The sequence below is a fragment of the Chryseobacterium cheonjiense genome, assembly GCF_012927265.1.
Taxonomy (GTDB): Bacteria; Bacteroidota; Bacteroidia; order Flavobacteriales; family Weeksellaceae; genus Chryseobacterium; species Chryseobacterium cheonjiense.
This window is the reverse complement of the sequence record NZ_JABBGF010000004.1, coordinates 248,144-270,557: the sequence shown is the minus strand read 5'-3', so window position 1 is coordinate 270,557 and position 22,414 is coordinate 248,144. Positions and strand designations below refer to the sequence as shown.

The window sequence follows — 22,414 nt, the reverse complement described above, 5'->3', positions numbered from 1 at the left end:
CAAAGCCAACTTAATTGAGTTGGCTTTGTTATTATATAAGTTTACTTATGTATGGGAAGATGAAACGGGCACCATGACCAGTGATGGAATGAAGCTGAGAATTATCCCTACTTCGGAAGGTTATTTTGACGGATTAAGGAACAGGTATTTTTATAATTATACGGATCATCTTGGAAATGTAAGATTAAGCTACAGCGATGCTAACGGAAATGCAATAGTAACCGGTGATATTGTGATTGAAAATTGCCAGACTTTTCCGGATGGCAGTACATCATGTAATAACTATATTACACCCGGCGAAGCAGAAGGGGTAAACAATTACTATCCTTTTGGGTTAATGCATAATGCACAGTATTATAGTTTTGATAATGCTTATCAATATAAGTACAATGGTAAGGAGCTGCAGGAAACGAATGTATGATTACGGGCAAGATTCTATATGCCGGATATTGGACGATGGGGCGTCGTAGATCCACTCGCGGAATTAGGTGTTACTATAACACCTTATCGTTATGGATTTAACAATCCTATTTTATATACTGATCCATTTGGATTATTTGAGTCAAGAAAAGAAGCAAGAGCTTATAGGCGAGAACATAATATAGCTGGCTCTATCCAAAAAATGAAGATGGTTCGTACTCTATTAATGATAAATCCAATAATGTAAGTTATACAAAAGGAGAAGAGGGTTCTGGAGAAACTTTCGCTAATGAAGGTGTTCAGGAGTCAGCTTTGATTACAGCAAATAAAAAAAACTGACAATCAACAACAAAGTATCTATTCTCCATTAGGACAAGCAAATACATTGCTGTCTTTTAATGGAACCTATATGTCTAATTTATCCTACAGAAGATATATTGGAACAGCTAGACCGAATTCTCCTTTTACCTATCGTGGAATTCGATATTATGGTAATGGTCAGACTTTTTTAAAATCCGAAAGCTTAATTAACGCAGGATCTCTTATAAAAGTAGGTAAAGGTGTTAGTGTTGGAACTGTTGTTTTAGGAGCTGTTCTTGATTGGGGGTATGGTGTTCCGCAATATAAGAAAGATCCAAATTCTCCAAATGCGGTATCACAAGGCAAAGCATCTTTAAACACAGGTGTAGGGATATATGGTTTAACAGGTGTAGGTACTGTTCCTTCTTTAGTTTATTTTGGACTAGATGCATTTTATCCCGGGAGATTTAATGGTTACGTTAATGATGTAGGTTCAGGTCAAACTGAATTAGATAAAGGTGTAAATAGCGCTGGACCGTATAGAATTAATTTAACAGCAGCACACGAACCAAAATAAATGATAAATGAAATTTTATTATTATCTATATTATAAATTTTATAAAATTTGAGACTATATTTCTGATCCTAAAATTCTATCGGATTTCAAGAGGTTATAAGCATTTGTCTTTTTGAAGCATTAATATTTTTATCATATTTATATTATAGCGAAACTGTGCTTCAAAAATTCAAATTGATAATCATTACACTTATATTTATAATTATTTCTAACGTTTATATATTTATATTCGGTGACAATTGGAAAAAATATTTTGCTGAGTTTGATCAATTTCCCTTAAAAAAAAGAAGAAAATACTCTATTTTCTTCTGGGTAATTGTTACATCTATAATAATTAATTTTATTATTTCATTAAATTATTTTTTACTAAACTAGCAAAGTATAAATTATAAATCGCTTGCGCAAGCGTCCCGCTCGTGTTCATATGAAAATAGCCCACCGTTTTTGCGGTGGGTTTTGTGTTATAAAGCTGCAACGTTTTTATTAAAAAAAGTCTTTAAATTTATTAATTGTATTTTGTCAATTTAAAAATGATAAACCGCAGAAAATTCTGCGGTTTTTATAATGCTATAATAAAATTTTTCAACATTTTATCAATGCATCGCTTCACTCAGATCAATCTTCTCTTTGCTTTTTCTTTCTTTAATGAAAAGAATAAACGGAATACAGATTAAGAAGATGACTCCGAGATAGAGGAATACATCCATGTAGGAAAGTACCGTAGCCTGTTTCGTTACCGTGAGGTCCAGCATTTTATAAGCGGCATTCATGGCGGCATCAGGAGTCATTCCTTTTGCCATGAAACTGCCTTTTAAAGCCTGAAGTCTCTGCTGAACGGCAAAATCATTTTCATCAAGATGCGAAATCAGGTTCAGTCTGTATTTTTGTCCGGCATTGGCAATGAAAGTCGTTATCGCCGCAATCCCGAAAGAACCTCCCAGCTGCCTCATCATTCCGGTGAAAGCTGCTCCCTGTCCGATTTCCTGTCCTTTCAGCGTACTTAAAGAAAGTGAAGTAATCGGGATAAATAATAATCCGAGACCGGCTCCTCTCACAATAAGCATCCAGAAAAAGGCGTCTTTACTGGTATCCGGCGTTAATATTTTGTATCCCCAGAAACTGTAGACAAAGAAGATGAATAATCCTAAAGAAACCAAAATCTGCTGTTTCGCCCCTTTCGATAATAACCTTCCGATGATCGGCATCATAAAAGCGGTGGTAAGTGCCGCAGGAATCATTAATGCTCCTGATTGAAGTGCCGTCCAGCCCAAAATGCTTTGTGTATACAGCGGAACGATAAAGGTAGAGCCATATAAACCGAATCCTAGTACAAAGGACATGACTGTACCGATCCTTAGGTTGCTGTTTTTCAAAACCCTTAATTCCACAATAGGATATTTGAAGGTAAGTTCCCGCCAGAGGAATAGTATAAACCCTAAAACTGCTGATACGGTAAAGAGTACAATCCACCCGCTTGCAAACCAGTCTTCTTCATGCCCTCTTTCCAAAATATACTGTAACGACCCAACGGTAACAGCCAAGAGAGCGATCCCGACCCAGTCGACATCCGAAGCTTTACGCTTTTCAGCATATTTCGGACTTCTTACAAACTGTAGCGTCATTAGTGTTGCAGCAATCCCGATTGGAATATTAATATAAAAAATATAAGGCCAGCTGAAGTTATCTACAATATATCCTCCCAGAGGCGGACCCAAAGTGGGACCTATAATTACTCCCAGACCGTAAATGGCCTGTGCCATACTTCTTTTTTCTATAGGATAAGATTCTGTGATGATGGTTTGTGAAGTTACCAGCAGCGCACCACCGCCAATTCCCTGCATCAGCCTGAAGAATACCAGCTCCCAGATGTTGGTAGCATTTCCGCAGAGGAAAGAGAATACGGTAAATATAATGATGGATGCCGCAAAGTAATTTCTACGCCCGAACTGCTGCGAAAGCCAGCTTGTCATCGGTACAATGATCACGTTCCCGATGGCATATGCCGTAATGACCCATCCCACCTCGGAAAGTGTGGCTCCGAGGTTACCCTTCATTTCATTGAGGGCAACATTTACAATCGTGGAATCCACAATTTCAAGCAAAGCACAAAGAATGGCTGTAATCGTAATGATTACTCTTCGCGCTCCATATTCTACTAATGAATCTTGCATGTTTATTTAATAGTATTAAAAAAATTAAGAGATTATGAGATTCAGAACTTTTTTGAAACCAGAACAAGTTTTTTACGAACTAACTTAATTCTTACTGATTAATTTCCTGTGAATGAACAATCTTTATCGTTCACTGACAGTAATCTGAATCTCAAAAAATCTTAATTAAAAAAGTGAATTGTCAATAGTCATCTTCATTATGTCGGTACGGCTTCATTTACCATTTCATTTTGATCTCTTCATCGTAAGACAACTTCATGATTAGCCTGAACAACATTTCCACATAAGGCTGATTTTCATCTGCAAACTCCGGTCAACATTACGATCAAAGCTTCTTCATTACCTCCTCATTACCGACTTCTCCTCGTATATTGACAATTCTCTTATATTGTTTTTTGAAAAGTGAATTGTCAATTGTCCGTCTTCATCATTGCCTGCTCCTTCATTTCATCAACATCGCCGATCCTCTTCATGTATTTCTTTATCATAATCGGCAGCTTCTTTCCATCTTCTGCATTATCGGCCATCCCGGGATTATTGACAATCCACTTTATATTTTATTTCAGTGAAACTTCTGCTTTTACGTTCATTCCCGTTCTTAATCTTTTGGCTACATCTTTATCAAGATTTACAAAATCGATCTTTACAGGAAGTCTCTGTACTACTTTTACGAAGTTACCACTTGCGTTATCCGGAGGAAGGATAGAGAATGTAGCACCGGTTGCTGGGGAGAAAGAGCTTACAACCCCATCAAATTCCCTGTCCGGGAAGGCATCGATTTCAATTTTCACTTTCTGTCCTTCTACCATTTTATCAACCTGAGTTTCTTTGAAGTTGGCCACTACCCATTTCTGATCGTTTTTAACCAAAGCAAACAACTGTGATCCGGCCTGTAAATATTGTCCGGCCTGAATAGGAACTTTACCTACATATCCGTCTTCAGGAGCAACAATTACCGTATAAGAAAGGTTTAATCTTGCATTTTCCACATCTACTTCTCTTTGTTTGGCCACAGAACCGGCAACACTAATTTGCTGGGAGCTTGCCGCTGTTTGAGAAGAGGCAATATTAGTCTGCTGAGCGATCTGGTTTCTTTGATCAACAAGCACCTGCAGTTGTTTGTCGGCAGTCTGTTTTGCTGCCAATGCCTGTTCGTATTGTTGTTCGGTAATGGAATGATCTTTTACAAGATTGGCATATCTTTTTAAGTCCTGGGTAGTTTTCCAGACGTTTACTTTTGCTGCTTCAATCTGTGCATTGGCTGTAGTAACGGCAGCCTGTGATGAACCGATATTTTTAGAGGTTGCGGTAGTAGAAGCCTGAGCATTGGAAATATTACTTTTTGCCGTAGCCAAAGCTGCTTCTGCCTGTTCAAGCGCCATTTTCTGATCTCTGTTATCCAAAATAACCAGAGTATCCCCTTTTTTTACGAACTCATTATCCTTTACTTTTACTTCTTTTACATACCCTGAAATTTTTGAAATTACGGGAGCCATATTGGAAGTAATCTGTGCGTCGTCTGTTTCTTCATGCACCTGTCCATAAGAATAGGTTCTGTATCCATAGATTCCGCCGCCGATTAAAACAACGGCTAAAATAATAGGGAAAACTAAACTTTTTTTCTTTTTAGTTTCAGTTACTTGTGTAGTATTATTTTCCATTTTCGGTATCGCTCTTAATTTATTTTGTTGTTAAAGTTCCTGTAGTTTGTAATAGTTTTCTGTAAGCCAGTGCCGCATCTGCCTTCGCATTGATGACTCCTACATTGGCTGCAATCTGGGCTGCATCAGCATCAAGAAGCTCGGTCATCGTGGCAAGACCGTTGTCGTATTTGTTTTTAGTAATTCTGTAGTTTTCATTCGCCTGTTCAGCAGATTTTTCGAAAACAGCAATTCTTTTTTTAGAATAATCTGTGTTCTGGTATTCTCTGTTGACGTCCAGTTTAATGTTATCATTCAAAAGCTCATTGGTGGCAGAAAGCTGCATTTCTCTTGCTCTGGACTGTTTCAGTGAAGAATTTTCTTTCCAGAGATTTGATAAATTATAGGAAATCCCGACTCCGACATTCACGGCATTATAAATCGTTAAAAATTTAGGAATATCTGCTGCCACGTACCCCCCTGTAAAAGCAATGGAAGGAAGATTTTCAGCTTTTGCTGATTTTGTTCCCAGTGCTGCGGCCTGTCTTTGTTTGTCTAAAGCCTGAAGGTCTTTACGGTTTTCTCTTGCCGTATTGATATAATAATCTACTGTTTTTATGTCCTCTCCTTCTTCAATATAGTTTTCATCCACTTCGATTTCCGTTGTTTCCGGAATACCCAGTAACAGATCCATATTGATGTTGGCAATGTTGTAATTGTTTTTAGCTTCAAGGAGCTGCAGTTCTATGTTTGAAGTCTGAAGATTGGCTTTTAACCTGTCGTTTCTTGCGATAAGGCCATTGTTTTCCATTTTAAGAAAAGTTTCATCTCTTTTTTGGGAAGCAGAAAGATTTTCTTCTAATACTTTAATAGACTGATTAGCCTTGAAAAGATTATTGTAAGCCTGTGCAACATTGTAGGCAATGGCTACTTTATCATTTTCAGTGCTTAATTTTGATGCTTCCACCAGATATTTTGCAGATTCAATCCCGTATTTTATTCTTCCGCCGCTGTAGATGGGTACGCTGAGATTAGCCGAGCCATAGGCTACTTGATGTACTTCGGGCCCACCATCTCCGGAAACTCCCGGAAGTTTAATGTTGATATTCGGTTTTAGCGGAAGATACATATAGCTTCCTGAAACCTTCAGTTCCGGAAGCTGTCTGTTTTTTGCTTCCAGAAGGTCTGCGGTAGCTTCTTCGATCTTAGCGGCATCAATCTTCAGATTTTTGCTGTTCTGAATACCCAACTGCACAGCTTCATCAAGAGTGAGTGTTCTTTTCTCCTGTGCATTTGCCTGTGCAATCCCTATGAATAATGCCAGTGCAATAACTGAGTTATTTATTTTCTTCATACCCTAGAAGGTCTTTTAATAAGTATTTTATATGTGTATTAAGCTCTGTGTAATAGGTTTCGTCAAAAACTTCCTCTTCATCTGTGTTGTTAAGAAATTCCTTGTACATTTCTTTTGCATTGGATGCGTAGAATAAAGTTCCGCTCACCGTGGAATGGAGAAGATAAATTGGTGGATTTTTAGTGAAAATTCCGTTCTTCAGTCCGCTTTCCAATATTTTTGAATACATGGAGATAAATCCCATTTTTGTTTGCTTCAGAAAATCTACAATATGAGGATTCTGCGTGTGCAGCTGCTCTCTCTGCATGATTCGGTAGAAACATTTCTGATGTCTTACCCGTCCTGCAAACTGATCTACGATCTTTACGATTTTTTCCCATTCATTAATATCCGTTCTTTCCAGAATATCTTTTGAGAAAAACTGCCCTTCGTTCATTCTGTACTCTACCAGCTTTTCGTACAGCTTTTCTTTTGACCCGAAATAATAAGAGATCATAGAAATATTTACATTGGCTGCTTTGGCAATCTCCCTTGTGGAAGTTCCTTCGAAACCTTTTTCAGCAAAAAGCTTCTCAGCAGCAAACAATATATTTTCTTCTTTTGAAATCATTTTTTACTCTCATTTTGAGAATGCAAATGTACAACGGTTTTTTAATAAATCAAACGATTGATTGAATATTATGTTAAATTTAATCTATTTTTAATATTGGCTAAATCTAATACTCTGAATTTATTATATTTGAGTGTTAGAAAATATCAGATGAAAAAAGCAATTTCAATTTTAGCGCTCTTAAGCGTATTCACTTTAAATTTCGCACAGGAAAAAGAAGGATGTTGTGCAGGAAAAGATAAAAAGCATTGTTCTGCAGCAGACAAAAAAGCCAATGCCGAATATCACAAAGGCTGTGAAAAAAAAGAATCTACAGCCCAAAACAGAATCAAAACAAATGGTTCTAAAGAGAAAAAAGCAAAGAAAACTGCTTAACTGTAAAAATAAGATCCGACCTTACAGTCGGATTTTTTATGCATTTTTATGAATGTACCTCGATAGTTTTATTCCCAGATCGGTCCATACGATTTTCGGGTTTCCGTTTCTGGTAAGATGCAGATCAGCAGTACTTATTTCTTCCAGGATACTTTCGATATTGGCTCCGCTGATGAATTTTGAAAATCCGACCCAGTTGAATCCATTGGCATCAATTTTTTTGTAAACCAGATCTTCCGACTGGTAATTCTGCAGAAGAGCAAGCCTGAAAATTTCCGAGCAGTAATTAAGAAAATTCTTTTGCTTTTCCCGGTTCCAGCCTGCAATTTCTCTGGCCCAGAAAATAATGCTTTTCAGGAATTCCGGTTTTTTCTTAACCATAAAAGCATCCCTCACCCACTGAATAAAAAGCTTTTCAAACTCATCACTTTTATTTCCCGACTGCATCAGCTTCAGAGCAGCATTAAGATCTCCCTGTGCCTGATGGATGATCTCTCCTGTTTTATCCTGAGAAACATTGAAATTTATTTTCAGATATGCTTCGATATCTTCATCATTAATTCTAGGAACTTCAACAATCTGGGTTCTGGAAAGAATGGTCGGAAGAATATCGTTGGTACTTTCTGCGGTAAGAATAATAACGGTTTTTGCAGGAGGTTCTTCTAAAAACTTCAGGAATTTGTTGGCTGCCGCAACGTTCATCTTGTCAGCACGCCAAACAATGAGAATTTTGGTTCCCCCTTCGAAACTTTTTAATGAAAATTTCTGGTTCTGGTCATCAACTTCATCAGCAGAAATAAAAAGCTGCTTATTTTCTGATTCCAAAAAGGCAGTCCAGTCATCGTAGCTGGAATAAGGAGAGTTCATAACCATCTCCCGGAATTCTTCAAATTTGTTTTTGCTTAAAGAATTTCTGTTATCGGTAAAAACCGGAAAGCTGAAATGAAGATCAAGATGATTAAGATGTTCTACTTTTGAAGCGGCATGTTCATTTTCACTGCTTAAAATTTCTTTGGCATATGCCAGAGCCATAGGCAACGTTCCGTACCCTTCCTTCCCTACGAAAAGCTGGGCGTGGCTCACTCTGTTTTCGGCAATACTTTCTCTCAGAAGCTTTTTCAGATTTTCCTGTCCGGCAATGTTCTCCCAATTCATGCCTCAAAGATAAAGAAATTTGTAATTCGTAGAATGTGATTTTTTACTTCATAAATGAATTTTGTGTTCTGATCAGCTGTGAACTTCTATCATGTATATATAGATATGCGGAAAAATTCACAAGCAAGCGATTGGCAACTCACCATTCATCAATATTATATCTATTCATCGTCCTTAACAAACTTTAACCTCTTATAATTTTTACAATTCATTAATATTTAAGATATTTGCGCATTGTTTTAAAAATAAAGAATGAAAAAAATCTTTGTACTATCATTAATATCAGTCGGATACTTCCTAAACGCGCAGAATCTGAGTAATTCACCTTATGCGACCTACGGAATCGGAGATATTAAATATGATAATACGATCGAAACTTCCTCTATGGGAGGTATATCTACCGCTTTCATAAGCGATTTTACCAGTAATTTTAACTTTGCAAACCCTGCAAACAATGCCAATTTCGAGCTTACCAGTATTAAGCTGGAAGCTACCAACGAAAACAATTACTTCAAAACAGATTATAACAATACAAAGTCTACCAAACATTCTACGTATTTATCCAATATTTCACTGGCTTTCCCACTATCTCCAAAATTGAAGATGGGTCTTTCTTACCAGCCTTACAGTTCTAAGAGCTATGAAATTGTTCATACGGATACAGATGTGGAAACCGGTGTGACGGTAGCAAACAGATTCAAAGGAAGCGGAACGTTGAATACCGCTCAGATCGCATTAGGCTATAAAGTCAATGATAAATTTGCAGTAGGAGTCCGAGCCAATTATTATTTTGGAAACCTGTATGATCTTAATGAACTTGCATATTCCAATGCAGAGCTTATTAATGGATATGAAACCAAAAACAGCATTAAAAATTTCAACTTTACGCTGGGAGCAAGCTATCAGAACCTGAATACGAGTACCGACAGAAAACTTACAATTGGTGCAACCACAACTTTCGGTAATACGAGCAATATGACCACCGATTACCTGAACAGTACTTATTATTATTCTGATGCCGGCCAAACGACAAAAGCCAACGAAAGTCCAATAGAAAGAAAATCTATAAGCTCTAAAAATCTTATGCCTCTCCAGGCTTCTGTAGGGGTTGGATATGGTGAAGAGAACAAATGGTTTTTATCCGTTCAGGGAGACTATAAAAAAGGAGAAAGCATTGCCTATTTCGGACAGTCTCTGGATCTTCAGGATTCTTACAGAATTTCTGCAGGAGGATGGTACCTACCGAATTATAACAACTTCAGAAGTTATTTTTCCAGAATTGTATACCGTTACGGAGCTTTTTATGAAAAAGGAAACCTGCAGATTGCAGGACAGAACATCAATAAATTCGGGGTTTCCGGAGGGGTTCTTCTTCCATTCAAAAACAGCAGCATAACAAGAATGAGCGGACTTGAGCTCGGGATTGAGGTAGGAAAAAGAGGAACACTTAAGAATAACCTCATTAACCAAAATTATATTAATCTCAAAGTTGGGTTCAATTTTGCAGATAAATGGTTCAGAAAGACTCTATACAACTAGCATGAAGTTTCTCAGAAACATATCATATAAAAAAAATATAGCATACCTTTTTAGTTGTGCTATATTTTTTATGGTAACATCCTGTGAAGAAGACCTCACCAATAATAAGGGTAAAAACAATAAAAACTTTGCATCACAAATCATCAATAACGCCAATATTATCCAGCGGGATTCAGGTTTTGTGACAATGCGCGCGAAGGCTCCGATCATTGAAAAATATGAGCTTATCGACAGCCCTTATACCGTGGCAAGAAAAGGAATTGACATTCTCTTTTTCGATAAAAAGAAGCCTAAAACCCCGGGGACGATTAAAGCCAAATATGCCAAGTTCTACGATTACAAACAATTCTATGAGGCAAGAGGTGATGTAAGAATTACAACAAACGAAAATGACCGGTTTGCCATGCAGACTGTATTCTGGGATCAGCGAAAAAAAAGAATCTATACCCGTGATACCGTATATGTAACCATGAAAGACGGTTCCACACTTATCGGAGCACATGGAATGACTGCGAAAGATGACTTTTCCGAATACGTATTTTATCAGAATTCGGGAGATTTTACAACCGATAAACTTTCTGAAAATCAAAAGTAGTTTATATGATCTGGCACGTGATAGGATTAATGTCCGGAACAAGCTTAGACGGCCTGGATATTTGTTTTGTAAGATTTGTAAAAGGTTATTCCTGGAGTTTTGAAATTATTAAAGCCGAAACTGTTTTATATTCCGACACTCTGCATCATCAGCTGAACCACGCAATAGATCTCCCTGCTGAACAATTATTGGGATTACATTCTGAATATGGTTTTTTTCTAGGTAAAACCGTAAAAAACTTTATTGAAAAACATAAACTGAAAAATATTGATCTCATTGCTTCGCATGGACACACGGTTTATCATCAGCCTCAAAAGAAATTCACCCTTCAGATCGGTGACGGCAGAGCAATTAAGCTGGAAACAGGTATTCCTGTTGTTTACGATTTCAGAAGCCAGGATGTTCTGATGGGCGGTAACGGAGCGCCTCTTGTGCCGATTGGTGATGAACTTCTTTTCCCCGAATACGATGCCTGCCTCAACCTTGGTGGTTTTTCAAATATTTCATTACAATCTGAAGGCAAAAGAATTGCTTTCGACATTGCACCGGTAAATATTGTTCTTAATAAACTGGCTCAACATTTAAATAAAGATTTTGATGAAAACGGAAATTTAGCCAGAAATGGAAATATCAATGAAGGCCTTCTTTCCGCATTAAATTCATTACCCTTTTATCATCAGCCACATCCTAAATCTTTAGGAATTGAATGGTGTAACGAAAATATATTCCCAAGACTTGAGAATGTCGACAGTTTGGATGCCTTAGCAACATTTACCGAACATGCAGCCCAGCAGATTGCTGAGGTGATTAATAAAAACCGTCTAAAAAATGTGCTTGTAACAGGCGGCGGAACGTACAATCAATATTTAATTGAAAAAATCAGTTCCAAAACACAGGCAGAAATTATGATCCCGGAAAAAGAAATCATTGATTTCAAAGAAGCCTTGATTTTTGCATTAATGGGCGTTCTCAGGATAAACAATAGTATTAATGTCCTGTCATCAGCAACCGGAAGCCCGTACGATCACAGTTCGGGAATTATTGCATAAAAAAAACCTCCATTTGAGGAGGTTTGATTATTTATAAGCTTCAATCTTATCGGTAAGGGTATTGATAAAGTTCTGAAGGGGCTTTTCCACCATCATTTTGATAAACGGATTAAACTTTCCTTCAAACAGCATCTGCACTTCTGTCTGATTTTCATTAAGAGGATGCAAAGCAGCAGTCAGTGAAAAATCAAGGCTGGAACTTGCAGACTTCAAAACTGCCTTTTCATCGGTTACTTCATCAATTTTCAGAGCAATTTCCGGCATCCCCTGCAATCCGAATTTAAATCCGTCTTCTCTCGTTTCAAACTTCTGTAAACCATCCGGCATGAAATCTTTGTAATTTTCAGGAGATTTCAGTATTTCTACCAGGTCTTTAGATGATTTATTCACAATAATCTTTCGTCCTTCTAAATTCATTTTTTATTTTTGTATTAAATTCTTAATTCTTACAAATATATGTATAAAGTTTTTGTGAACGAAAAAAAATTACTGTTGTCTAAGCAATCTGAAAACTTAGAAAAAACGCTTGGATACGAAAACGTCACAAGCCTTGAGATCGCTCTTGATCTTCTTGAAAATACATCTGTAAAGGAATTAAATGTTTTCGGAGAGAATATCAACGAGATATGGCAGGAGTTTCAGAAACTTTTCAGAATTATAGAAGCTGCCGGAGGTATTGTGAGTAATCCTGATGGTGATATTCTTTTCATAAAAAGACTTGGAAAATGGGACCTTCCGAAAGGAAAAATGGAAAAGGGGGAATCCCGTGAAGAATCTGCCGTAAGGGAAATTGAAGAAGAAACAGGATTGCAGAATGTAGAACTGCTAAGCTTCATCAACACGACCTATCATATTTATATTGAAAGAAATGGTGATAAAGTACTGAAATGCACCCATTGGTTTGAAATGAATTTCGATGGTGAAGATACTTCAAAACCACAGATCGAAGAAGGTATTACAGAAGTTGCCTGGAAAAACACCCTTCAGATCGAAGAAGAAGTCTTTCCAAGCACCTTCAAAAATATCAGACTTATCATACGAGAATTCTGGAACAAAAAATTTAAATAAAATCTATTGCTTTTTCCAGAGCAATACCTCTTGAACCCTTCAGCAGGATATTTTTGGAGGGTATTTTATTTACCTTAAGATATTCTGTTAAGGCATTTGTATCTTCAAAGCTTAAAGGGGAGTGATTAACACTTTTGAAGATTTTACCTACAGTAATAATTTCATCGAATGCTAATTCATGAGCAAGCTCTAAAATACTGCGGTGTTCTTTTTCACTTTCATCACCAAGTTCCAGCATATCACCAATGATGATCGTCTTTGAACCCCGGAATGTAACAAAGTTCCTGATGGAAGCGGCCATTGAGCTCGGATTTGCATTATACGTATCTAAAACCAGTGTCTTATTTCCTTTTTCTACAATCTGAGATCGCATATTGGTGGGTGTATAATTTTCAATAGCGCGAATGATATTCTTAAAATCAATTCCGAAGTGAAGTCCAAGACTTGCAGCTGCGCAAAGATTGGTAAAATTATATTCGCCTGTAAGCTTTGAAACGGCTTTTTGATCATTATACTTCAGCCCTACAAAATGTTGTTCCGAAAACAATTCAAACTGATAATTTGATGCTGTATTTCCGAAAGTGATTTTAGGCGAATAATCCTTAGTTTTTTCAACCTGGATAGGATCATTTTCATTAACAACAATTGTCTTGCGGTTATATTTAAGATAATCGTACAGTTCAGACTTCCCTTTAATAACACCTTCCACTCCACCAAATCCTTCCAGATGCGCCTTTCCGAAATTGGTTATATATCCGAAATCAGGCAGGGAGATCGTGCAGAGAAACTTAATTTCTTTCTGATGGTTGGCTCCCATCTCAATTACTGCCATTTCATGTTCCGGTTTAATAGAAAGTATAGTTAAAGGTACTCCGATATGGTTATTCAGATTTCCGCGGGTATACTGAACATTAAATTTTTCAGAAAGTACGGCATGGATAATTTCTTTCGTAGTGGTCTTTCCATTACTGCCGGTTAAGCCGATGACAGGAATCTGAAGTTTATTTCTATGGTATATGGCGAGTTCCTGTAAAAATTCCAACGTTGAAGGAACATAGAAAATATTCTTTTCTATATTTTCATATGCCTGCTGTTCTACAATCACAGCCAGCGCACCTCTGTCAATCGCCTGTTCAGCTAAAGTGGCTGCATTGAAATTTTCTCCTGAAAAGGCGAAGAAAATATCATTCTTTTCGATTTTTCTGCTGTCGATAACCACATGTGCAGCTTGTAAAAACAAAGGGTAAAACTGTTCTGTATTCATAGTTCAAAAATAAAAAACCTTCCAGAATTCCGGAAGGTTTTTTGAAAATTATTTTGATAAATATTATCTTCTTGTTCTACTCTTATCGTTTGCTCTTGCATCCTGAGCTACACGGAATCCAATCCATCCGTATGCTTTATTTTCATTTTTATATCTTCTCTGTCCCGGATCCAGCCAGTAAGCTGTATCTTGCCAAGAACCTCCTTTTACCACTCTGATATCGTTGGAAACTCCAGAAGTTCTTTCTTTTCTGTCTTTCTGTAATATTACTTTACCGCTACCATCTACAATAAATCTTGATTTAGGAGCATTGTACATATCATATGCAGAAGCTGAATCAGAAGCATTTCTGTAATCTAAGGAAGACATTCTGTCGCCATCTCTATAGTTTCTATAGTCAGCGATGGTTTCTCTTTCAAACTGACCCGGCAGGTTTTTGTAAACTAATCTTCCATCTGCCAAAGTATCATACTTGATTCCATTTTCATCTACCATCTTATAAGTACCGTCTCCGTTTCTTACGATAGCCTGAGGCATATTTCCTCTGTAATAGTTGAAATCACTAAAATCTTCATCAATGATTGGTCTGTATACATCTGCCGTCCATTCTGCAACGTTTCCGTACATACCATAAATCCCAAGATCATTGGAAGGAAATTGTCTAACATCAGAAGTCTGTGCAGATCCGTCATTTTTCCAGCCTGCGATACCGGAGTAATCACCAGCACCCATTTTGAAGTTTTCAAGGAACATCCCTTTTTCTCTTCCTTTGGTACCTCTCAATTTTTCAATCTGAGGGGTTTTGCCCATATATTGGTTGTACTCTCTGTTTTTAGCCAATCCTAAAGCTGCATATTCCCATTCTACTTCTGTTGGAAGTCTGAATTTTGTTACCATAGCAGCGTTCGGAGCTCTGTTTGCAGCAAGCAATCGTTGGTTGGTTGTTTTCAAACCTGTTTTTTGCTGCATTCTTTTTTCGTTAATGTACCCCTGCATTTCAGGATCATTCGATTTGAACTTATCCATATTGAAAGCAGTTCCGCCTTGGTTATTCGATTCGTTGATGTACAAATCTTTAGCAATAATACCGGCCTGCATCAAAGCTTTTTCATTAGCTCTGTCAGACAACCATTCGCAATATCTGTTTGCCTGAGTCCATGATACGCCCACTACCGGGTAGTAATCAAACTCCGGAGAACGGAAATACGTCTCGTTGTAATCATTTCTAGATAATTTGTTGTCCCACAATAAGGTATCCGGTAAAGCACCGTTGTAGATTTCCTTGAAGCTAGGATCGCTTGGAGGGAATACATACTTCAACCATGTAAGGTATTCGCGGTATTCGTAGTTAGTAATTTCAGTTTCCCCGATAAAGAACGAACTTACCTGCATTCTGCGCGGTGAGTTATTCCAATCGTGCATAACATCATCTTTCACTAATCCCATTGTAAAAGTTCCACCTTCTACATATACCATTCCCGGCCAACCTTTCTGCTTTTGTTGCTTTCCTGCAAAAAACCAACCTTGTTTTTCGTTTGGTTTCCAACCTGTTTTGCTGACAAACTTTTTAGTACCGCCGCCATTATTAGATCCTCCGCAACTGGTTAATGCAAGTGTAGAACTTAATGCTATTAATGAAAACAACTTTAGTTTTTTCATAGTCGATATAAATATTTTCAAAGTACAAAGAAAAAATAAATTATTCAATAAATCAAGTAAAGAGTTGATTTTTTTGAAAAACGTTAACAAATTAATTTTATTGTATCACAATTTAATTATAAAATTTTCATTTATTTTGTAATTCAGAAATTTCAATAATAAATATGAAACAAAAAATTTCTCTTTTATTTTTATTAAGCTTTGTATCGACACTCTGGGCCCAGAGAATTTCCATAGAATGGGACGGCTCTAAGATCCGGGATTATGGTGATACAAAACTTAATCTTCCCAATTTTAAAAATCAGGGATTTTCATTCAGCCAAAATAACATTTTTATAACAACCAAACAACAGGTTGGCGAAAAGCAGTTAAAAGTTTCTAATCCCGTATGGGAAAACATCTCCGGAAAAGATTTATTTGAATTAAGCAAAGATCTTCTTCCGGATTATGAAATTAAAGATGTTACGTATTACAATCTGGAAGGAGAGCGTTATGCCGGCATTAATATAGCTTTATTTAAAAGAGAGAAAGGACAGGTACAGAGACTTTCTTCATTTGAAATTTCGGAAACCAGTGCACCCAACAGTTTTGGAAGTGCGTTAAAGGTAGGAACAACAGCCAACCCTCTATCAACGGGAAATTTTTACAAAATCAAAGTTGACAAATCCGGTATTTTCAAGATTACAAAACAATTTTTACAGGACAACGGGATCAATCCTTCGTCTGTAAATCCTAAAAACTTCAGAATCTACGGAAACGGAGGCATCATGCTTCCTGAATTTAATCAGGATGTAAAATATAGCGCGCTTCAGGAAAATGCAATCCAGGTGGTTGGCGAAGATGACGGTGTGTGGAATGATAATGATTATGCCCTGTTTTATGCTCAGGGTCCGGATGGATACAATCTTTACAACACCTCCAACGGAAACGGATTTAAAAGAACCGATACCAGAAGCGACAGAAGCGAAAATGTAAAAAATATTTATGAGGATTTTTCTTATTATTATATCAATTTTGATAAAGGTCCCGGGAAAAGAGTTTCCACGGTAGATGTTAATCTGCCTGCTACCCCACTCATTACAAGGTTTGATAACTACCAGGTCATTAATAAAGACCAGAAAAATCTGATGAAAGTAGGAAGATTGTGGGTGGAAGAAACCCCGTTTACTACTGATAAGGCGGTGACTTTTACTACAGCATCAGCCGTTCAGGGTGGTGATGTGATACGGTACAGAGTACAGGTAATCGGCTACAAATCGCAGCAAAACAGCATGTCATTTGATATTAATACCCTAAATCCTTCAACAACCGTTATTCCTGCTGCAAATTCTGGTGGAACCAATGAGTTTTTCCCGCTGAGATATTCAGGGACTATTTCTGGATTGAGCGGAAACCAGATTACATTCAATTTAAAACCTAATATTACGGTTAATCCCAACGGAAACTTTTATGTAGATTATCTGGAGGTACAGTATAAAGATAACCTGAGCTTCAATGGAACACAGATGAATTTCAGAGATTTTTCATTGGTCAGCGGAAGCAATACTACATATGGTTTCAGTTTATCTAATGCCGCTTCTGCGGAACAGGTCTGGGACGTTACCGACATTACGAATGCTAACAGAAGAGTAAATAAGGCGACGGGAAATACAACATTCAATTTTGCATACACAACAGCAGATCAGAGTTTTAATAATGAATTTGTAGCCTTTAAAGCTGATGCTGCCTATGCACCGCAGTTCGTTGGTCGTATTAATAACCAGAATCTTTCGGCACTTCAAAATTTGGATTACCTGATCATTACAGTTCCGGAAATGATGGGGCAGGCCCAGAGACTGGCCAATTACCATCAGACAACAAACAATTATAATGTACAGATTGTAGATACAGATAAGATATTCAATGAATTCGGAAGCGGAAGCAGAGATCTTACGGCAATCAGAGACTTTGTAACAAAACTGAATACTCCTTTAGGCACATTAAAATATGTATTCATTTTAGGAGATACATCTTATGATTTTAAAAACAGGATCTCCAACAATTCCAATGTCGTGGTAAGTTATCAGAGTGAGGAATCTTCTGATGTGATAAGATCTTTCGTGACAGACGATTATATTGTGATGACAAAGCCTCAGACAACAGAATTTATTACCAATAACCTTCCGGACCTGCCAGTAGGGAGACTTCCTGCCGCCAATGTGACGGAAGCAGCAAATATGATGGACAAAACGCTGGCCTACTACAACAGTTTATCGGGACAGTCAACGCCATTCGGAGAATGGAAAATGAAGCTTGATTTCATTGTAGATGATGATAATGATGGCGGAACACCTTTCCATACGGTAATGAATAATTCTTTGGCCACTGTTTTTGAACAGCCGACCTCAGTCCTTAAAGAGTACAATGTGAGAAAATTGTACCTGGATGCTTTTCAGGCACAGAGTACAGCGGGTGGACAAAGATACCCTCAGGTAAACCAGGCCATTTCGAATGATATCGGAAATAGCTTGTATATGTTTTATTTTGGGCATGGAGGAATCAACGGATGGGCTCAGGAAAGAGTTTTAACATTATCTGAAGTTCAGAATGCCAATAATTTTTCTAATGTATACAGCAGATTCCCTTTTGTATCGACTATTACCTGCGAATTTACCCTTTGGGATGAGCCGGAAACCGCTTCTGCCGGTGAGCAGTTCCTTAAGATGAAACAAGGCGGGCCTGCAACCATGATTACTTCAAGCCGTGCTATTGATGTAGGATACGGCGTAGATTTTACGAATCTGTACACTCAGAATATTTTTAAACTGAATAATGATGATTTTCTAACACTGGGAGTTGCCCATCTCAATGCCAAAAAGCAAAAAGGTGCTGCAACAGACCACCTGAAAGTTAACTTTCTAGGAGACCCGGCTATGAAACTCAGCAGACCAAAACGATTATTGGTCATTGATAATATAGAAACACCGGTTCCGGGACTTATCAGAGGTTTGGATTTCGTAAAAGTAAAAGGACACATTAATAATCCGAACGGAACGACTAATACGAATTTCAACGGACGAGTTGTCATCAATATTTTTGACAAAAGATTAAATAAGACCACATTAAATAATGACGGAGTACTTACTCCTGTTCTACAATATACAGAAGAAGGAAGTGCTATTGTAAAAGCTTCGGGAACTGCCGTAAACGGCGTATTCACGGTAGAATTTTACGTACCGAAAGATATTAATTATGCTGTGGGACAAGGAAGAATTTTAGGCTACGCAGATAATAAAGCGAGTGACGTATTCAATAATCAGTCAGTTCAGGTGGGAGATATTAATCCAAACGGAATCAATGATAATGAACCTCCAAAAGTAAAATTGTATATGAATAATACCAATTTTGCAGAAGGAGGGATTACAGATCAAAATCCGATGCTGCTCGCATGTATTACGGATGATACAGGAATAAATTCTACGGGATCTGGTATCGGTCACGATATTACTGTATATTTGGACGGCCAAATTATCAATACCGTTGTACTGAATGACTTTTTTGCTTCCGGAGAAGGAAACGGCTGCCTGAACCCGAGTCTGGCAGACTACCAAAAGGGGAACGTCACCTACCCTTTCAGGAACCTTTCAATAGGACAGCATCAATTGACATTTAAAGTTTGGGATATAAACAATAATTCTACAACTGCAACGTTAAATTTTGAAGTTAAGGATGAAGCCGACCAGCACCTGGTGATCAACAGACCGTTAAACTGGCCAAATCCTTTTACCAATAAGACGTATATTCAGTTTGAGCATAATTGTGATGATATTTTGGATGTGAATGTTCAGATTTATACCATTACCGGAAAACTGGTAAGAACTTTATCCCAGCCTGTGGTAGCAGAACCCTTCCTACAGGGCTTTAGAACGCCACGTCAGGCTATTGAATGGGACGGAAGAGATGATTTTGGTGCCACAGTAGCAAAAGGTACGTATATTTTTAAGATATTTGCAAAAAGTCAAAATCAAGAAAAATGCAAAGGAAGTGCTACAGCTGTAGAAAAAATGGTACTTTTGAAATAAATTTAAAACAATAACAATAATAATATCAACAAAAAACTGATAATATATAAAAGACAACATATGAATTTAACTACTAAACTGCTTTTAGGAATTGGGTTAAGTGCTGGCTTTTTAGGCTACTCTCAGGATTTAAGCCTTGTAAGACCTGTATTAACCGGAGCTCCTTTCTTAAGAATCGCGCCAGATGCAAGAGCTGGAGGTATGGGAGACCAGGGTGTCGTTACCTCTCCTGACGCTTTTTCTCAATTCTGGAATGCTGCAAAATATCCTTTCAGCAGAACAAGTTCTTCCGTGGGATTAAACTACACTCCATACATGGGAAAACTTACCAATGATGTGTTTTTATTATATGGAGCGTTCCATAAATTTTTAGGGCAGGAAGAGCGATCTACCATTTCGGCAAGTATTTATTACTTCAATATGGGTGAAGTAGATCTTACTCAGTTAGTAGGAAACGAAGTAACTTCATTGGGTACTTCCAAGCCAAACGAATTCTCAATAGACGTAGCGTATGGACTTAAACTCTCGGATTCTTACTCTATGGCTGTTACCGGTAGATTCATCCGTTCAGACTTAGCCGGAGGATTCAATACAGATACTACTCTGAAGCCAGCCAACAGTTTTGCAGTAGATGTTTCCGGATATTATACTTCTCCGAGATTTTCAGGTTTAGGAAATATGGACGGGAAACTGAATGCAGGTTTTGCTGTACAGAACCTAGGTCCTAAATTAGATTATACCGGAAATGAAGAATCAAGATCCTATCTTCCGACAATGGCAAGATTAGGGGTTGGTTACGATATGTATCTTGATGACATGAACAGAGTAGGCATCAGCGTTGAAGGTTCCAAAATTTTAGTTCCCGGTTCAGAATTCGTAGGAACAGACCCGAATACAAGACAGCCTATCTACGAAGTTCCGAATGTTGGTGTAATGGCCGGTATCGGAAAATCTTTTAAAAATAAAAATTCCATCATGTACAGCGGTGCGCTGGAATATTCGTATGACAACGCATTCTCTGTAAGAACCGGTTATTTCCACGAAAGTGAAGAGCAGGGAGCTAGACAGTTTGCTACGGCAGGTATCGGATTAAAATACCGTTCTTTCGGTCTTGACATCTCTTACCTTATTAATATGTCAAAAATCAATACTGCTTTGGACAACACCCTTCGTTTCGGGCTTACCTGGAATATTGGAGAAGAAACGTCAAATGTAGATTATTAAGAAATTTTACATACAAATTCAAAAGTCCCTTATTTTATGGGACTTTTTCTTTTTTTATAACTGACAACGTACAGCGTTGATTTCGCTATTCAGCTGTTATTCTGGATAGGAATAAATACCGAAGTTATAGCATATTAAATAAAAAGCGACCCCTTGATGTGAAGTCGCCTTACTTTATTTTATATTGGCTAATATTTATTGCACAATAGAAAAATTGCGAAGATATTCTTTTACAAAACAATAGATTATATACTTATTAGCTTTTATAAAATATAGTAAAAAACTATTATTATGGAATCGGAGAAGCTGAAGCAGATCCAGAATTATTTCCGCCCAGGTTTTGTAAAACATCAGCATTTATGGTAAGCTGAGAATTATCTAGAATAAGTGTTGATATAGTCCACGTTCCGTTGATAAAAGGACTAGTACTTGTACCAAAAAATCAGCTCTTAATCGCCAAGTACCTCCTAAAATATAAGCTTCTATTGTAGTCCCTCCAGCCGCACTTAGTGTATATGGAAAATTAGCCCCAACAACAACTAGGGTATACTTGTTACTAGGTATTTTTGTATCATAATTCTCTACCCAATCAGCATTTACATTCGAAAGAATATATTTTTGAAAATACATTGGTGTACTTGATCTCTGACTTTTTTTAATTTCTCCATTAGCATTTAATACCAAGTTAAAATTTTGTTCATTAATTGCTTCACTTAAAACATTTCTTATTCTTACCGGATTATTTATACCATCTCCATTTATATCTAGTTTATTTGCTGGAGAACTTGTTCCTAAGCCCATTTGTCCGGCATCATTTACAACAACATCCGTTCCTGCAGTTCTAGCCGTCCCATCTGATTTCGTTCCCAGCTTTACCATTGAGTTGGCGGTATCATTAATCCATGCATCATTGGTCGTATCTCCTGCAGAAGCTGCACCGGTAATTTTCTGCCATGAAGTACCATCAAAAAAGTAATACCCTTCTGCCGTAATATTTGCAGTTTTAGTGCTTGGTGAAGTTACCGCTGAGGTGGCATAAAGAATAGCTCCTTTTTGCGCAGTTCCGTATTGGTTATCGCCTGCCCGGATCTGGTCACCCGTTAACCTAGGGGCAATAAGCCCTTCCGGTTTGCTGCCGTCTGTAGTTTTTGCGGAGATATCCAGACTTGCTTTTGGATTATTTGTGTTGATCCCCACTTGAGAATAAGCCGTTAGACTGAATAACAGGCAGCCATTGTAATTATGCTTTTCATTGAATATATTTTTATGATAAGTAATAATTATCGTGTATATAGATTTAGTATTTTTTAAAAACACCAGACTATGTCCGCTCATCTGGTGTTTAAGATCAAA

General features: G+C 37.4%; 18 protein-coding genes and 1 pseudogene. 10 read left to right on the top strand and 9 right to left on the bottom strand.

Features of this window, described 5'->3' with window-relative positions:
- Nucleotides 1-25 precede the first annotated feature (25 nt).
- From HHL20_RS18935 to HHL20_RS18930, 3 genes and pseudogenes are all read left to right on the top strand, one after another.
- On the top strand, nucleotides 26-421 hold the full coding sequence (locus HHL20_RS18935; protein ID WP_317166058.1) for a hypothetical protein: 396 nt from the start codon (nucleotides 26-28) through the stop codon (nucleotides 419-421).
- Nucleotides 422-436: 15 nt separating this feature from the next.
- A pseudogene (locus HHL20_RS19715) lies at nucleotides 437-667 on the top strand (hypothetical protein); the annotation flags it as partial.
- 162 nt (nucleotides 668-829) lie between these two features.
- Nucleotides 830-1,297, top strand: a complete 468-nt coding sequence (locus HHL20_RS18930; RefSeq protein WP_169232708.1) for a hypothetical protein — start codon at nucleotides 830-832, stop codon at nucleotides 1,295-1,297.
- A 593-nt stretch (nucleotides 1,298-1,890) separates the two neighbouring features.
- Here HHL20_RS18930 and HHL20_RS18925 read toward each other — a convergent pair.
- The 4 genes from HHL20_RS18925 to HHL20_RS18910 form a co-directional block, all read right to left on the bottom strand.
- Nucleotides 1,891-3,468, bottom strand: a complete 1,578-nt coding sequence (locus HHL20_RS18925; protein ID WP_169232707.1) for a DHA2 family efflux MFS transporter permease subunit — start codon at nucleotides 3,466-3,468, stop codon at nucleotides 1,891-1,893.
- A gap of 557 nt (nucleotides 3,469-4,025) precedes the next feature.
- A complete protein-coding gene (locus HHL20_RS18920; protein WP_169232706.1) occupies nucleotides 4,026-5,129 on the bottom strand; it encodes an HlyD family secretion protein in 1,104 nt (367 codons plus the stop codon).
- A 19-nt stretch (nucleotides 5,130-5,148) separates the two neighbouring features.
- Nucleotides 5,149-6,462: a TolC family protein gene (locus tag HHL20_RS18915; RefSeq protein ID WP_169232705.1), complete on the bottom strand. Its 1,314-nt coding sequence runs from the start codon at nucleotides 6,460-6,462 to the stop codon at nucleotides 5,149-5,151.
- Entirely contained in the window at nucleotides 6,446-7,072 is a 627-nt protein-coding gene (locus tag HHL20_RS18910) for a TetR/AcrR family transcriptional regulator (protein WP_169232704.1), read from the bottom strand. The genes HHL20_RS18915 and HHL20_RS18910 overlap by 17 nt, the downstream gene beginning before the upstream one ends.
- A 57-nt stretch (nucleotides 7,073-7,129) precedes the next feature.
- Here HHL20_RS18910 and HHL20_RS18905 point away from each other — a divergent pair, with 57 nt between their 5' ends.
- The gene (locus HHL20_RS18905) at nucleotides 7,130-7,447 is read left to right on the top strand and encodes a hypothetical protein (protein WP_169232703.1); all 318 of its coding nucleotides are present in this window, start codon (nucleotides 7,130-7,132) and stop codon (nucleotides 7,445-7,447) included.
- A gap of 36 nt (nucleotides 7,448-7,483) precedes the next feature.
- Here HHL20_RS18905 and HHL20_RS18900 read toward each other — a convergent pair whose 3' ends face one another.
- Nucleotides 7,484-8,602 (bottom strand): DNA polymerase III subunit, encoded by a 1,119-nt coding sequence (locus tag HHL20_RS18900; RefSeq protein WP_169232702.1) that lies wholly within the window; start codon nucleotides 8,600-8,602, stop codon nucleotides 7,484-7,486.
- Nucleotides 8,603-8,854: 252 nt separating this feature from the next.
- Between HHL20_RS18900 and HHL20_RS18895 the strand changes: the two genes are divergently transcribed.
- Genes HHL20_RS18895 through HHL20_RS18885 form a run of 3 tightly spaced genes read left to right on the top strand, consistent with a single transcriptional unit; the run spans nucleotide 8,855 to nucleotide 11,785 of the window.
- Entirely contained in the window at nucleotides 8,855-10,141 is a 1,287-nt protein-coding gene (locus tag HHL20_RS18895; protein WP_169232701.1) for a hypothetical protein, read from the top strand.
- 1 nt (nucleotide 10,142) lies between these two features.
- Entirely contained in the window at nucleotides 10,143-10,736 is a 594-nt protein-coding gene (gene lptC / locus HHL20_RS18890) for an LPS export ABC transporter periplasmic protein LptC (RefSeq protein ID WP_169232700.1), read from the top strand.
- Between the two features lie 5 nt (nucleotides 10,737-10,741).
- Nucleotides 10,742-11,785, top strand: a complete 1,044-nt coding sequence (locus HHL20_RS18885) for an anhydro-N-acetylmuramic acid kinase (protein ID WP_169232699.1) — start codon at nucleotides 10,742-10,744, stop codon at nucleotides 11,783-11,785.
- Nucleotides 11,786-11,812: 27 nt separating this feature from the next.
- On the opposite strand, the gene HHL20_RS18880 is transcribed toward HHL20_RS18885, so the two are convergent.
- Entirely contained in the window at nucleotides 11,813-12,202 is a 390-nt protein-coding gene (locus HHL20_RS18880) for an SRPBCC family protein (RefSeq protein ID WP_123855335.1), read from the bottom strand.
- Nucleotides 12,203-12,241: 39 nt separating this feature from the next.
- Here HHL20_RS18880 and HHL20_RS19650 point away from each other — a divergent pair, with 39 nt between their 5' ends.
- A complete protein-coding gene (locus HHL20_RS19650) occupies nucleotides 12,242-12,853 on the top strand; it encodes an NUDIX hydrolase (RefSeq protein WP_169232698.1) in 612 nt (203 codons plus the stop codon).
- Here the strand turns inward: HHL20_RS19650 and HHL20_RS18870 are convergent.
- Both HHL20_RS18870 and gldJ read right to left on the bottom strand, forming a co-directional pair.
- Nucleotides 12,846-14,117 (bottom strand): UDP-N-acetylmuramoyl-tripeptide--D-alanyl-D-alanine ligase, encoded by a 1,272-nt coding sequence (locus HHL20_RS18870; protein ID WP_169232697.1) that lies wholly within the window; start codon nucleotides 14,115-14,117, stop codon nucleotides 12,846-12,848. The two genes, HHL20_RS19650 and HHL20_RS18870, sit on opposite strands and share 8 nt — an antisense overlap.
- 63 nt (nucleotides 14,118-14,180) lie before the next feature.
- Complete coding sequence (gene gldJ / locus HHL20_RS18865) at nucleotides 14,181-15,776, bottom strand: gliding motility lipoprotein GldJ (protein WP_169232696.1); 1,596 nt, start codon at nucleotides 15,774-15,776, stop codon at nucleotides 14,181-14,183.
- A gap of 164 nt (nucleotides 15,777-15,940) precedes the next feature.
- On the opposite strand from gldJ, the gene porU reads away from it, so the two are divergent.
- The gene (gene porU, locus HHL20_RS18860) at nucleotides 15,941-19,837 is read left to right on the top strand and encodes a type IX secretion system sortase PorU (protein WP_169232695.1); all 3,897 of its coding nucleotides are present in this window, start codon (nucleotides 15,941-15,943) and stop codon (nucleotides 19,835-19,837) included.
- 60 nt (nucleotides 19,838-19,897) lie between these two features.
- A complete protein-coding gene (gene porV / locus HHL20_RS18855; protein WP_169232694.1) occupies nucleotides 19,898-21,061 on the top strand; it encodes a type IX secretion system outer membrane channel protein PorV in 1,164 nt (387 codons plus the stop codon).
- Nucleotides 21,062-21,439: 378 nt separating this feature from the next.
- Here porV and HHL20_RS18850 read toward each other — a convergent pair whose 3' ends face one another.
- On the bottom strand, nucleotides 21,440-22,396 hold the full coding sequence (locus tag HHL20_RS18850; RefSeq protein ID WP_169232693.1) for a hypothetical protein: 957 nt from the start codon (nucleotides 22,394-22,396) through the stop codon (nucleotides 21,440-21,442).
- Nucleotides 22,397-22,414: the final 18 nt, after the last annotated feature.

Coding starts and splice junctions, on each gene's coding strand:
- HHL20_RS18930 (WP_169232708.1), top strand. CDS start 830: ATGTCTAATTTATCCTACAGAAGATATATTGGAACAGCTAGACCGAAT.
- HHL20_RS18925 (WP_169232707.1), bottom strand. CDS start 3,468: ATGCAAGATTCATTAGTAGAATATGGAGCGCGAAGAGTAATCATTACG.
- HHL20_RS18920 (WP_169232706.1), bottom strand. CDS start 5,129: ATGGAAAATAATACTACACAAGTAACTGAAACTAAAAAGAAAAAAAGT.
- HHL20_RS18915 (WP_169232705.1), bottom strand. CDS start 6,462: ATGAAGAAAATAAATAACTCAGTTATTGCACTGGCATTATTCATAGGG.
- HHL20_RS18910 (WP_169232704.1), bottom strand. CDS start 7,072: ATGATTTCAAAAGAAGAAAATATATTGTTTGCTGCTGAGAAGCTTTTT.
- HHL20_RS18900 (WP_169232702.1), bottom strand. CDS start 8,602: ATGAATTGGGAGAACATTGCCGGACAGGAAAATCTGAAAAAGCTTCTG.
- HHL20_RS18895 (WP_169232701.1), top strand. CDS start 8,855: ATGAAAAAAATCTTTGTACTATCATTAATATCAGTCGGATACTTCCTA.
- lptC (WP_169232700.1), top strand. CDS start 10,143: ATGAAGTTTCTCAGAAACATATCATATAAAAAAAATATAGCATACCTT.
- HHL20_RS18885 (WP_169232699.1), top strand. CDS start 10,742: ATGATCTGGCACGTGATAGGATTAATGTCCGGAACAAGCTTAGACGGC.
- HHL20_RS18880 (WP_123855335.1), bottom strand. CDS start 12,202: ATGAATTTAGAAGGACGAAAGATTATTGTGAATAAATCATCTAAAGAC.
- HHL20_RS19650 (WP_169232698.1), top strand. CDS start 12,242: ATGTATAAAGTTTTTGTGAACGAAAAAAAATTACTGTTGTCTAAGCAA.
- HHL20_RS18870 (WP_169232697.1), bottom strand. CDS start 14,117: ATGAATACAGAACAGTTTTACCCTTTGTTTTTACAAGCTGCACATGTG.
- gldJ (WP_169232696.1), bottom strand. CDS start 15,776: ATGAAAAAACTAAAGTTGTTTTCATTAATAGCATTAAGTTCTACACTT.
- porU (WP_169232695.1), top strand. CDS start 15,941: ATGAAACAAAAAATTTCTCTTTTATTTTTATTAAGCTTTGTATCGACA.
- porV (WP_169232694.1), top strand. CDS start 19,898: ATGAATTTAACTACTAAACTGCTTTTAGGAATTGGGTTAAGTGCTGGC.
- HHL20_RS18850 (WP_169232693.1), bottom strand. CDS start 22,396: ATGAGCGGACATAGTCTGGTGTTTTTAAAAAATACTAAATCTATATAC.